10 protein-coding genes and 1 pseudogene are annotated in these 13173 nt (G+C 63.9%); 3 read left to right on the top strand and 8 right to left on the bottom strand.

Annotated elements, in window-relative coordinates:
* Window positions 1-74: 74 nt before the first annotated feature.
* The 6 genes from rpoN to AC24YW_RS22715 form a co-directional block, all read right to left on the bottom strand.
* Window positions 75-1697: an RNA polymerase factor sigma-54 gene (gene rpoN, locus AC24YW_RS22690; protein ID WP_487484783.1), complete on the bottom strand. Its 1623-nt coding sequence runs from the start codon at window positions 1695-1697 to the stop codon at window positions 75-77.
* 90 nt (window positions 1698-1787) lie between these two features.
* Window positions 1788-2801, bottom strand: coding sequence for an LPS export ABC transporter ATP-binding protein (gene lptB / locus AC24YW_RS22695; protein ID WP_487484784.1), 1014 nt, complete (start codon window positions 2799-2801; stop codon window positions 1788-1790).
* A 224-nt stretch (window positions 2802-3025) separates the two neighbouring features.
* A complete protein-coding gene (locus tag AC24YW_RS22700; protein WP_487484785.1) occupies window positions 3026-3733 on the bottom strand; it encodes an LptA/OstA family protein in 708 nt (235 codons plus the stop codon).
* A gap of 5 nt (window positions 3734-3738) precedes the next feature.
* Window positions 3739-4464, bottom strand: a complete 726-nt coding sequence (gene lptC / locus AC24YW_RS22705; protein ID WP_487484786.1) for an LPS export ABC transporter periplasmic protein LptC — start codon at window positions 4462-4464, stop codon at window positions 3739-3741.
* A gap of 161 nt (window positions 4465-4625) precedes the next feature.
* A complete protein-coding gene (locus tag AC24YW_RS22710; RefSeq protein ID WP_487484787.1) occupies window positions 4626-5240 on the bottom strand; it encodes a ribonuclease D in 615 nt (204 codons plus the stop codon).
* Between the two features lie 111 nt (window positions 5241-5351).
* A complete protein-coding gene (locus AC24YW_RS22715) occupies window positions 5352-6641 on the bottom strand; it encodes a UbiA family prenyltransferase (protein ID WP_487484788.1) in 1290 nt (429 codons plus the stop codon).
* A gap of 303 nt (window positions 6642-6944) precedes the next feature.
* Between AC24YW_RS22715 and AC24YW_RS22720 the strand changes: the two genes are divergently transcribed.
* The 3 genes and pseudogenes from AC24YW_RS22720 to AC24YW_RS22730 all read left to right on the top strand — a co-directional run.
* A complete protein-coding gene (locus AC24YW_RS22720) occupies window positions 6945-8210 on the top strand; it encodes an MFS transporter (RefSeq protein WP_487484789.1) in 1266 nt (421 codons plus the stop codon).
* A gap of 45 nt (window positions 8211-8255) precedes the next feature.
* The gene (locus tag AC24YW_RS22725) at window positions 8256-8810 is read left to right on the top strand and encodes a lysozyme inhibitor LprI family protein (RefSeq protein ID WP_487484790.1); all 555 of its coding nucleotides are present in this window, start codon (window positions 8256-8258) and stop codon (window positions 8808-8810) included.
* Between the two features lie 207 nt (window positions 8811-9017).
* A pseudogene (locus AC24YW_RS22730) lies at window positions 9018-9296 on the top strand (hypothetical protein); the annotation flags it as partial.
* Window positions 9297-9361: 65 nt separating this feature from the next.
* Here AC24YW_RS22730 and AC24YW_RS22735 read toward each other — a convergent pair.
* Both AC24YW_RS22735 and AC24YW_RS22740 read right to left on the bottom strand, forming a co-directional pair.
* Window positions 9362-10045: an alpha/beta fold hydrolase gene (locus AC24YW_RS22735; RefSeq protein ID WP_487484791.1), complete on the bottom strand. Its 684-nt coding sequence runs from the start codon at window positions 10043-10045 to the stop codon at window positions 9362-9364.
* A 328-nt stretch (window positions 10046-10373) separates the two neighbouring features.
* Window positions 10374-13160, bottom strand: a complete 2787-nt coding sequence (locus tag AC24YW_RS22740) for an ATP-binding protein (protein ID WP_487484792.1) — start codon at window positions 13158-13160, stop codon at window positions 10374-10376.
* Window positions 13161-13173: the final 13 nt, after the last annotated feature.

Genomic DNA, 13173 nt, shown 5'->3' on the forward strand with positions numbered 1-13173 from the left:
CTCGCTTGGTTGGTGACCAGCTTGGATCGGTCTCGATGGGGCATCGAGAGTAGCGCGATTTGACGCCAGCGCAATCAGGCCGGTTCGGGATTCCGGGAGCGATCGGACAATGCGGTAGAGAGGACGTTACCAAGGGCGCTCTGCTTGTCGCGGCGGCGTTGCACCGAGGAAGGTATGCGCATGGCTTCGCGGTACTTCGCGACCGTGCGGCGGGCAATATCAATGCCCGAGGCGCGCAAGCGTTCCACGATGGTGTCGTCCGACAGGATCGCGGAGGGCTCCTCCGAATCGATCAACTGCTTGATGTGGTGACGCACCGCTTCCGCCGAATGCGCTTCGCCCCCGTCGGCCGAGGCGATCGAGGCCGTGAAGAAATATTTCAGCTCGAACGTGCCGCGGTTGGTCGCCATGTATTTGTTGGCGGTGACGCGCGACACCGTGGATTCGTGCATCTGAATGGCGTCGGCGACGGCCTTCAGATTGAGCGGCCGCAAATGCGCGACGCCATGGGTGAAGAACCCGTCCTGCTGGCGCACGATTTCGGTCGCCACTTTCAGGATGGTGCGGGCGCGCTGGTCGAGCGCGCGCACGAGCCAGGTCGCGTTCTGCAACGCATCGGTGAAATAGGACTTGTCGCCGTCCTTGCCGATCTTCTTCGACAGCTCGGAATAATAGGTCTGGTTGACCAGCACGCGCGGCAAGGTGTCGCTGTTGAGCTCGACGTGCCAGCCGCCGTCGGGACCCGGACGGACATAGACGTCGGGCACCATGGTCTGCAGGCGCGCCGAGCCGAACTTCATGCCGGGCTTGGGATTGAGGCGGCGGATCTCGCCGATCATATCGGCGATGTCCTCGTCGTCGACGCCGCAGAGCTTGCGCAAGGAAGCGATGTCGCGCTTGGCGAGCAGATCGAGATGCTCGACCAGCGCCTGCATCGCGGGGTCGTAGCGGTCGAGCTCGCGGAGCTGGATCGCCAGGCATTCGCTGAGAGAGCGCGCAAAGACGCCGGGCGGGTCGAATTTTTGCAGCACCGCGAGGACGTTTTCGACCTCGGCCTGCGACGCGCCAAGACGCTCGGCGGCCTGGCCGAGATCGGGCGGCAGATAGCCGGCCTCGTCGACGAGGTCGATCAGGTACTGGCCGATCATGCGTTGCGCGGGCGCGGTGAAGGCGACCGAGAGCTGCTCGGCGAGATGGTCCGACAACGTCGTCTCGGCCGCGACGAAAGCTTCGAGATTGTAGTCTTCGTCACCGGAGGCGCCGCCGCCCCATTCGGTATAGGTGGTCGGCGCGGCATCCTGGGCGTTGCGCGCGGCCGCCTCGGCCGGCTCCTCGGAGAAGACGTTGTCGAGGCCGGTGTCCAGGGTCTGCTCGATCTCGGCGCGGGTGCCGAGATCCTTGCTCATCCATTCTTCCTGGCCCGGCTCGAAGCCTTCCGCGCTGCCGCCGAAGCCGTCCTCGCCGTGACCGTCGTTCTGGCCGTCGGAATCGCCGTAATTGGCCGCCTCGGCTGGAGCTTCGCCCGCGGGGGCCTCGTCACTGGCCCGTTCCAGCAGCGGGTTCCGCTCGAGTTCCTCTTCCACGAAGGTCGTGAGATCGAGATTGGACAATTGCAGCAGCTTGATCGCCTGCATCAGCTGCGGCGTCATGACCAGCGACTGCGATTGCCGGAACTCTAATCTCTGCGTAAGCGCCATGAAGCAAGAACCGATCCCAAAAGTTGGTCCGATTTTTGCTTATCCTAGTCTCAGCCCGATGTACACGGCTTGACGAATTGGAAAAAAGGGCTAGAGGCGGAATTCCTCGCCAAGGTAAAGGCGGCGGACGTCCGGATCGGCAACGATCTCATCCGGAGTTCCCTCGGTCAAGATTTCCCCGGCATAGACGATATAGGCACGGTCGGTGAGGCCGAGCGTCTCGCGGACATTGTGGTCGGTGATCAGCACGCCGATGCCGCGATTGGTGAGGTGGCGGACGAGATCCTGGATGTCGCCGACCGCGATCGGGTCGATGCCGGCGAAGGGCTCGTCGAGCAGCATGTAGTTCGGCCGCGTCGCCAGCGCGCGCGCGATCTCGACGCGGCGGCGCTCGCCGCCGGACAGCGCGATCGACGGTGATTTCCGCAAGCGCGTGATGTTGAACTCGTCGAGCAATGAATCGAGCTGCTGCTCGCGCTTCTTGCGCGAGGGCTCGACCACTTCGAGCACGGCGCGGATGTTCTGCTCGACGGTGAGGCCGCGGAAGATCGAGGCTTCCTGCGGCAGATAGCCGATGCCGAGCCGCGCGCGCTGATACATCGGCAGCTTGGTGACGTCGTGGCCGTCGAGCTCGATCGCGCCGCGATCGGCCTTGATCAGGCCGGTGATCATGTAGAACACGGTGGTCTTGCCGGCGCCGTTCGGGCCGAGCAGACCGACGGCCTCGCCGCGGCGCACATAGATGCTGACGCCGCGCACCACCTGGCGGCTGCCGAAGGCCTTTTCCACGCTATGCACAGCCAGGAAGCCGGGCCGATTCAGGAGCTGCGGCCCGCCGGCACCGTTGGACCTGGCGGCCGTCCGGACGGGATGAACCGCCTGCGGACGCGGCGCGGCCTGATAGTCGGCCTCGTAGTCGCCCGTGTAGTCACCTTGGAACTGGTCGGGCGCGCGGGGCTGGTCGCGGGCAATCGGCGCGTCCCTGACGGGACTGGGCACGAGGCCGCCGACGCTGTCACCGAGCGCGGTGATGTCCTGACGCGCAAATCCTGGCCGGCCGCGCTTGGCGGGGCGCCGACGGAACATGCTGAAGAGATCGACCATCCCCGCCTTCCAGCCTTTGGCGTCGTCTTGCGCGAAATCCGCGCGATCTGTCGCGCCAGCCCTAAGCGATCGGCCGACGCAGCATGGGTGAAGGAATGTCTCATGCCCAGTGAAACACGCCCGAAAAGCGGCGGACCCCGCTTCGAAAGCCCTGCGCGCTAGATACAGGCTCGCTCGCCAAGCTTCAACCTCGGATCGGGAGCGCCCGATCCAAGTTGTTGAATTCACTTTTGTTTGCTTGCGCCGGGCAATTGCAAGGGCGGCGCCGCGCCAGGTTTGCTCCCCTGGCCGCAATCATTGCTGCCGCCCTGCGGCAGGAGCGCCTGCACCCGCCCATTGTCGGATTCCACGCGGGACACGCCGGTGGTCATGTCGACCATCAAGCGATCACCGCGCAGCACGTTCTTGCACTGCGTCAGGACCACCTGGCCGCCCGCGCCGCCGAGCATGGTGATGAGGTTGGTCTTGGTGTCGAACACGGCGGTCTCGCCCGTCACCACCTGGTCTTTCTGGGTGACCACGACATTGCCGCGCGCCTCGAGCCGCTTGATCGAGGAGCTGCCGCCCGGACCCGGCTGCGCCGACTGCATCGGCGCCGATTTCGCGCCTTTCGCCGCGGGCTGCGGCGCGGCCGGCTTGTCGCCGCCGCCCGATTCGTAGAACACCACCAGTGTCTTCGAGGTCATGGTGGTGTCGCCCTGCACGACCTTCACATTGCCGGCGAAGGTCGCCTCCTTCTTCTTGTCGCGCATCTCGAGCGAGGCGGCCTCGATCTGGATCGGCTGATCGCGGTTCTGCGAAAAGCCCTGCATCGCATTGGGCACGCCCTGCATCGTGCTCTGAGCAAGGGCCGCACCCGTGACGAGCAGCGCGAGGCCGATAGCGAGCGCGGCCTTGCTGACAAAAACGTCACGCGGAAAACATCTCATCATGAAAATCACTTCGAATAGGCAGACTTGTTCTGAGGCGTGCGTGTCTTCGTCGGCGCGGGCTCGGGGGGCGCAGGCTGTGCGGCGGCAGGCTCGTCCAGCTTGTCCAGATGCATCACGACATTGCCCTCGAAGCGGATGACGTCACCGCCTTCGGTGATGCGCAGGCGATCCGCGCTCAGCGTGCCGTTGGTCAGCTTGACGTCGACGCGCTCGTCCGAGGCGACCGTGCCCTTGCCCATGTCGACAAAGGCCGAGTTCAGCCGCGCCTCATAGCCGGTCGAGGTGCGCAGGAAGATGTCCTTGCGCAGATCGAGCTGCTGCTGCTTGTTGTCAAAGCGGCCGGTGCGGGCATCAAGGAACAGCGTCGACTTATCCTCCATCAGCACTTTCGCACGGAGATCATTGAGATCGACATGATCGGGATCGGTGATGTCCTGCGTCGCGGTCTTGGCCCAGAGCTCGTAGGGCCGCTGGTCGGGCGTGTAGCCGGCGAGGTGCGGCGATTCCATCGTGATCTTGGTGCCCGTCACCACGAGATTTCCGGAGTCGAGCTTCAGGGGGACCAAGTAGGGATTGCCCCAGATGGAGATGCCGATGATCAGGGCCATGGATGCAGCCACCGTCGCCGGCACTGCGACTCGCAGAATCCGCACCAGGCGGCTGTGGCGCGCCGCGCTGGCAAACTTCGCCGCAAGCGCGGCGTCGTAGGTGGGGTTCTGGGCCGAGTTCACCGGGGTTCCTACTTACCTGGCTCCTGACGTCTTGCTCGCCTTGTCGGGTCGAGGGCACCCCATTCTATCCGGTGCCGGGCGAATATGCAGCCGGCGACAGGCCGTTACGAAAGTGACCGAAACGGGGCGGCAACCCCGGGGCGAACCGCCGCGCGGGGCCTTCAGGAGTGCGCGAAAATGTCCTCTTCCGCCCAGCCCTGGAGGTCCAGCAGGGCGCGGGTCGGCAGGAAGTCGAAACAGGCCTGTGCGAGCTGGCTGCGGCCTTCCCGCACCAGCATGGCGTCCAGCCGCTCGCGCAAGCCATGCAGATGCAGCACGTCGGAGGCGGCGTAAGCGAGCTGCGGCTCGGTCAGGCTGTCGGAACCCCAGTCGCTGGACTGCTGCTGCTTGGAGAGATCGACATTGAGCACCTCGCGCACGAGGTCCTTGAGGCCGTGGCGGTCGGTATAGGTGCGGGTCAGGCGCGAGGCAATCTTGGTGCAATAAATCGGCCCGGTCATGACGCCGAAGGTCTGGTACAGCACCGCGATATCGAACCGCGCGAAATGGAAGATCTTCGTGACCGCCGGATTGGCCAGCAGCGCCTTCAGGTTCGGCGCGTCGGTGTGGCCCTTGGGGATCTGCACCACGTCGGCGCTGCCGTCGCCGGGCGAGAGCTGCACCACGCAGAGCCGGTCGCGGTGCGGGTTCAGCCCCATGGTCTCGGTGTCGATCGCGACCGCTCCGGTGTAGCGGGACAGGTCGGGCAGGTCGCCGCGGTGCAGGCGTACGGTCATGAAAACCTCGGGTCGAATCGGTAGCGTCGATATCATAGGCTAGTCGAATGGATCGCGATGTAGCCAGTCGCGACAGGTCACGCAAGCGGCGGCCGTGACCTTACGGGCCGGTCAGATCGCGGCGAGCATGATGCAGATCATCGCCGCGACCGCGATGCGGCTCGGTCCGTCCCGGAAAGCGTACAGGATCGGATCGTCCGGCATCTCGCGGCGATGTGCCATCATCAGGGCACGGCCGAACCAGTACAGCAGCAGCGGCGTGAGCAGCCACAGCATCCAGGGGCGGCTGTAGAGCGGCGTCACCGCCGAGGACGAGACGTAGAGCGAGAACACGGTCACCGCGTTCATGGCGCTCGCCGCCGCCATCGCGGCGATGACGTTGAGGTCGGTGACGCGATAGTCGCGGTTGGAGGGATCGGCGAGGCCCTCGCTCTCGCGCATGCTGAGCTCGCTGAAGCGCTTGATCAGGGCGAGCGAGGTGAACACGAACAGCGAGAAGATCAACAGCCATTCCGACAGCACCACGCCGACGCCGACCGCGCCGGCGACGATGCGAAGCGTGTAGAGGCCGGCGAGCGTGACGATGTCGACCAGCATCTTGCGCTTGAGCACGAGCGAATAGGCGATGGTGGTGACGAGATAGAGGCCGAGCACGCCGAGAAACAGCGGCGAGATGCACAGGCTGGCGGCGAGCGCGAGCAACCACAACGCAGGGATCGCCGACAACGCCGACGAGATCGGCAGATCGCCCGCCGCGAGCGCGCGGTGACGCTTGGTCGGATGTTGGCGGTCGGCGGCGAGGTCGAGCAGATCGTTCATCAAATAGGCGCCCGAGGCGCAGGCCGAGAACGCCAGGAACGCGAGCAGCGCATAGCCCAGCGCCGAAAGGCTCAGCTGATGCGCCGTGAGCGCGGGCACGAACACCAGCGTGTTCTTGGCATATTGATGAACCCGTAGCGCCTTCATCCAGGTGGCGAGGCCGGCTCTGCGGACCTTTCGATTTTCGATGCGCGCGATGGAGGCAGCATCGAACGGAACGCGGTCCGCCGCGAGATCGGCTGCCGTGACGACGCCATCGAAGCCGAGATGCGCTGAGATCGCCGCGGCATGAGCGGCGAACCGATCCGCGACGAGATAGACCTGCTCGCCGCGCGCCCGTGCCGCCAGCGCCCGGTTCATCACAAGGGAATCATAGGGCAGGTGGGCGTAGTCGATCTCGGCCCGCGCCAGGATCGCCGTGAGCGCCGCCATCCCCGCCCGTCCGCCCGCGCCGAAGCGCGCCAGCATGCGGCCGGGGCTGGAGAACAACGCCTCCATGAGCAGTTCGGAACGCAGCAGCGCGCCCTCGAGGTCGACGACGAGGGTCCGGGCCGTCGACGAGGTTGCCGACGGCTCGGACACGCTAGGATCGTACTGCGGGGCACGCTGCTCCATCGAAAAACGCTCTGACTTGCCGCGACATGACCGGCATCTCGGCCGGGGAGCAGGAAATGGACGGCCAACCCTATGGGATCATTCGCTAAAGGCGGCTTAATTCGGTCGGAAGGGGAGGACGGCTTCCGCCCACGCGCTGTTGCCCGGGTCCCACAATCCAGCGCGAGCTTCCTGTTCCGGCAGAACTTTTGCTTTGTGCGCCGTGGACATCGTTCCGGCCCACCCTATCTGCCAGTTTCCCTCCCTGGGCCCACTCCTGAATCAGGTGCCATGACCGAACCAACGCTCGCTGCGCCGATCGACGACCAGCGCCCGCGCGGCTTCTCGCGCTACCAGGCGCTCCTCATCGCGTTGCTGGCGCTGACGCAGTTCACGATCATCCTCGACTTCATCATCATGTCGCCGCTCGGGGCCATCCTGATGCCGTCACTCGGCATCACGGCGGGGCAGTTCGGCATCGCGGTGTCGGCCTACGCCTTCAGCGCGGGACTATCGGGCATCCTCGCCGCCGGCTTCGCCGATCGTTTCGATCGCAAGCGCCTTTTGCTGTTCTTCTATGTCGGCTTCACGTTGGGCACGCTGCTGTGTGCGGCGGCGCCGAACTACCATGTGCTGCTGCTCGGCCGGATCGTGACCGGATTGTTCGGCGGCGTGATCGGCGCGGTCGTGCTCGCCATCATCACCGACCTGTTTCCGCTGCAGATGCGCGGCCGCGTGATGGGCATCATCCAGACGGCGTTCGCCGCCAGCCAGGTGCTCGGCATTCCCGCCGGCCTGTTTCTGGCCAATCACTGGAGCTGGCATGTCTGCTTCATCGCGATCGTCGTGCTGTCGATCGTGACGATCGCCATCATCGCCTTCGCCATGGAGCCGGTCGACGCACATCTGAAGCTGAAGCAGGACAGAAACCCGTTCCGCCATCTGGTCGCGACGATCGCCGAACCACGCTACACGCTGGCCTTCGCCGTTACGACACTGCTGGCGACCGGCGGCTACATGCTGATGCCGTTCTCCAGCGCCTACACCGTGCACAATCTCGGCATCGACATCACGCATCTGCCGACGATCTATCTCGTCTCCGGCCTGTTCAGCATCGTCACGGGGCCGCTGGTCGGCCGCGCCAGCGACGCGTTCGGCAAATACCCGACCTTCGTGTTCGGCTGCGCCATGACCGTCCTCATGGTGCTGATCTACACCCATCTCGGACAAGTCTCGCTTACGACCGCAATCATCGTCAACGTGCTGATGTTCGTCGGCATCTTCTCGCGCATGATTCCGTCGCAGGCGCTGATGTCGGCGATCCCGGAGCCCGGCCAGCGCGGCTCGTTCAGCGCGGTCAGTGCCTCGCTGCAGCAGCTCTCCGGCGGCCTCGGCTCGGTGCTCGCGGCCGCGATCATCGCGCAAGGCGCGGACGGCGCGCTGCTCCATTTCGACCGGATCGGCTACGTCGTCGTGACCACGACGATCGTCACGCTGGTGATGATGTATTTCGTGCAGAAGGCAGTAGCGGAGCGGACGGGGAAGAAGATGGTGTGAGGGAGCGGCTCCTGCTCCACATTCGTGGTGAACCCACGCCGGGCCTTGGGTGACCAAGGTTGCATCGATGCGCCGAACGGAGATCTTAAAGTGAAATTCAAACTTGCCGCCGCGATCCTCGCCGCAGGCTTCCCGCTGGCATCGATGGCTTTCGCCCAAGGCACCACTCAAGACAGCACCCAAAGCACCGCGCCAGCCGACCTTGCCGTGATCGATGCCTGCCTGAAGAAGGCGGAGAAAACCGGTGGTTTCGGCGGCACCTGCGTCGGGCTCGTCGCCGACCCCTGCATCAAGGCGGCAGAGGGCGCGAATGACGATGTCGCCAGATGGAAGGCCTGTGCGGCACGCGAACTCGCCGTCTGGACGCAGAAAACCAGTGAGGCGCTCAAGAAGGTCAAGGCCGGCGGGTTCACCGATGTGATCAAGGCCGCCGAGGAATCCCAGAAAACTTTCGCCGCCTCACGTGATCGCTTCTGCGCGGCCTTCGACAAAGTCGATCCCGGCATGTACAAGGGCGGCGCGAGTTACTGCCGCCTGCGCGAGACTGCGAACCACGCGCTGAGCCTGATCAAGCTCGGCGCTGCGGTGAGCGAGCACTGAGGGCTTCTAGGGGGACTCGGGTACCGGCCTTGCCGGCATCTTCCGACGTCGCGACGACGGCCATGCGGCGCGCCATGAGCTGCGCTTCGGTGTCGTGGACCGGTCAGCAACTCGATGTCCTGCGGATGAGCGATTTCAATCGCTTGAGCGGAGGATGGTGCCCAGGAAAGGACTCGAACCTTCACGGCCGAAAGCCACGGCACCTGAAGCCAGCGCGGCTCGTTCAGCGCGGTCAGCGCCTCGCTGCAGCAACTCTCCGGCGGCCTCGGCTCGGTGCTCGCGGCCGCGACCATCGCGCAAGGCGCGGACGGCGCGCTGCTCCATTTCGACCGGATCGGCTACGTCGTCGTGACCACGACGATCGTCACGCTGGTGATGATGTATTTCGTGCAGAAGGCGGTGGCGGAGCGGGCGGGGGAAGAAGATGGTGTGAGGGGAGAGAGGACCGATCCGGGCCACCGGATGGCAGTTGGCCCCGTTTACTGACGATGTAATCGGCAGCAACTGCGAATTGAGCGAACGATGCAGCAGCCGCCCGGACGTCTTGCGGTCTAGAGAGACGATGCGGCCCGCGCAATGAAGTCCGCCACGACGTCCGGCTGAGAAAGCATGGGGACGTGCGAACTTTCCAACACGAGAGTCTCGGCCTTCATCCGCTTTGCGGAGTCGCGCTCCACAGCGGGAGGAATTGTCTCGTCCTTCGCTGCGACAATGTACCAGTTCGGCTTGGAGTGCCATGCGGCCGTGCTGATCTTGTCACCGAAGCACCTCACCGCAAGCGGGCCCTGCGTCGCGTACACGATGCTCGCCTCGTCTGACGGGACATCCTGCACGAAATGCCTACGAACACCCTCGGGAGTCAACGCGACATAACCATCGCCATACGGCTTGATCTCGGCCGCGCCTGGCGCTGGCGGATAGTCCTTCCACCAATCGGAAAACGACTGACCGCTGTCCGGCGCGCCAGCCGCGATGTAAACAAGTCCCTTGACCTGAGGATGGTTGCCGGCCTCCGTGATGACGGCGCCGCCCCATGAGTGGCCCACCAGGAGAACGGGACCTTCCTGCATTCCGATGACCCGGTGAGTGGCCGTGACATCGTCCGCCAACGAGCTTAGCGGATTTTGAACCGCGATTGCCTTCAGACCACGAGAATTGAGCAATGGGATAATTTTTGCCCAGCAAGAACCATCCGCAAAAGCGCCATGGACGAGAACGATCGACTTGATTGCCATGTACCTAATCCCTGCAGCTCTAATTTTGCGAGAACGATGACGTATCGTTCTGTGCGCCTTCCGGCTCATTGCCCCACTTATCTGTCAGATCACTCCGACGGGACTTGTAAGGTGCCCTTTCGCTGCTCCTTTCTTCCATTTGAGCACCGAAGGCGCTCGATCGCTGGTTAAAAGAGGTTAAAATCGCTGCGTTGAAGGCAGCCGCAAAAGGCAATCACGGCTGGTCGATCTGAAACCGGACGCAGACAATGAGAGGTCAAGGGCCGCGTTCGATGTGTTCACCGGCTGGGGCGCGGGGAGCAACTGAACGTCGGATCGAAGCGGTCTTTTAGGCCGCTCTACCGTCTCCGGAGCTTGCAAGCTCAGCAAGCAAGTCGCTTGCGACGCGTAGATCCCTCGTCTGGAATCCTTCGGTAAATTCCTGGTAGATCGGCAGCAGTACCTTGCGGGCATCGTCCCTGCGCGACCGGGCGCACCAGAGCTTCGCGAGATCATTCGCTGCGCGCAAACGCCACGACAACGCACCGATGTCCCGGGCAAGCGCGATCGATTCCATGAGGCTTGCCTCGGCTTCACTTGTCCGGCCCTTCGCCTCGAGAATAGACGCGTGGACGCGAATGACTTCTGGAAGGCACCAGCCTTCGTTCCGCGCGCGGGCAGTATTTACTGCGGTCAGGATGACCGTTTCGGCTTCGTCGAGCCGTCCGCCACGGGCAAGAGCGCCTGCCAGAACACTCAGGTAATAGGGAATCCGCACCAGGTAATTGACATTGCGGAACTCCTCGATCGCTTCCTTGAGGGAATCAATCGTGTCCGATGAAGCGCCGCCTTTCTCGTACGCCAAAGCAGCGCGATAGAAACTGGCAATCGGCCGTCTTGTGATCAGTCCCTGCCTCTGGACATGCTCGGCGAGCAGTTCGACGTATTGGTCACATTCCTCGTAACGCCCGCACCAATAGAAAACCGGACATGAGTATGTGAGCGCGTTGTTCAGCGAGAGGTGATGGTGGCCCGGACGGGCACGCTCAAACGCGGCGGCCGCCGTACGGCTGGCAGAGTCCGGCAAGCCCCTCAACCACAGGACCTGAGACAGCGCGCATTCCAGCAGAATGACGATATCGGCCAGGTACCGAACGCTATACGAACGGTTAAAGTATCGGAGATCGCGCTGCTGGAGGGTTTCGAGCCGCTGCTGGGCGTCTCGAAGACGCCCGAGAAAGAGGTCGGCTATGCCCAAGTGAACTTCGCCCTCGGGAAGGATCGAAGGATCATCCGCTGCGGCTGCCGAGGCGAATGTCTTGATCGTGCGTATTGCAGAGTCGTACTCACCCGTAAAGAGTTCAAATGCCGCAATCAGCATCAGGCAACGATGACGATAGTCGGTGTCACCAATCCGGTTGGCGATCTCCGATGCTCGTCCCAAGGCAGCCATGGCCGCGGGCTTCAGGCCATGCGTGATCATCGTCGAGGCGCCGAGCCATAGTTTGAACTTCATCTCGAATGCCGTTCCGGCGAGTCCCGCGGCATCGAGCTCCTCGACCGCCCGTGAAACATGGACGTGGCATTCCTGGATGAGCGAAAAATGATTCCAGAGCAGAAGGCCTGCAACGGTCAGCCGAATTCGCAGCGACCGATTTGCCTCGTCCCGACCGGCCCAGGCCAGCGCAACACGCAGATCGTCGACAACGTGGCGGTAGGCGGCGCCCCATTCGTGGGCTGGACGCTGCGACCACTCGCTTGCGGCCTGCTCCAGCACCGCACATACATATTCCGCATGACGGCTGCGGACCGCCTGATCCTCACCGCTGACCCGCAGGCGCTCCGCGCAATAGGCGCGGGTTGTTTCCAAGAGGCGGTAGGTGATCAATTCGGCATTCGTATCCATAGCCAGCAGCGACTTCGCGGCAAGCTTGGCGAGTGTATCCCTCGCCTCACCGGGCCTTCCGTTCGACACAGCGGCTGCCCCATCGACACTAAAAACACCCGCGAACACGGAGATTTCACACAGCAACGTGGCCTCACGCTCGGAAAGGAGGCTGTAGCTCCAGTCGAGCGTCGCCAGGAGCGACTGCTGTCTCTGAGGCGCGCCAGGGGGGCCGAGATTGAGGAGGCGGAAACTCTCATCCAGCATCTGCAGGATGCGCGCCGGCGGGAAGGCGGCGGTTTGTGTTGCGGCGAGCTCGATGGCGAGCGCGTTGCCATCAAGCCGACGGCAGATTTCCGCCACCGCCGGGGCGTCGGCATCGCTTAGCCGATATCCCGACCGCTCGGTTGCGCGCGTGGCAAACAACTCGACCGCGGGAAACTTGCAAGCCTCTTCCGCCGCGGGACTTTCGCTGGGATCGCATTCCAGTCCGCGGATGCGATGTATCCGCTCCGCGCCGCTCAGCCCGAGGGGCTCGCGACTCGTCGTGAGAATGCGAACACCATCGAGGTAGCGCGCGATTCGATCGACTGCAGCAGCGACGGAAGGAAGCAGGTGCTCGCAATTGTCGAACAGGAGGACCTTTTGCTGCAGCTTCAACGCATGCAGGACGCTCGACAGCGGGTCCCCGCCCGTTACGCCAAGCCCGAGCGCGTAGGCGATCGCCGTAGGCACGAACTGCGGGTCGCTGATTTTCGCAAGGTCCACGAACGTAGCGCCGTGGGCGCGCCGACGCGCCGCTTCGTGAGCTGCCGCGACAGCGACCGTCGTCTTGCCGACACCGCCGGTCCCCACAACCGATACGATCTTCGATGCATCCATATCGTGCAGGATTGCATCGATGACATCCGTCCTGCCGAAGATGCGCGCTGTTGCCGTCGGAAGACCTTGACCACCCGTCGCCGCTCCAGCTGAGATGCGTTCTTCGGCTGCTTGGACCTGCGCGATAAATCGATAGCCACGCCCGGTGACGGTCGCGATGTACTTGGCCGACTCGGGCCCATCGCCGAGTGCCCGTCGCAGGGCATTCATGTTGACCTTGAGATTTGCCTCTTCGACGATTGTGTTCGGCCAGACACGCGCGAACAGCTCCTGCTTGCTCACGATCTCGCCTGGCCGCTCGACCAATGCCGTCAGGATGTCCAGCGCGCGGCCCCCGATCCGGACCGGTACTTCGCCGTTGAGCAGCAATTGGCGTTCGGGA

The organism is Bradyrhizobium sp. USDA3516 (genome assembly GCF_057651995.1).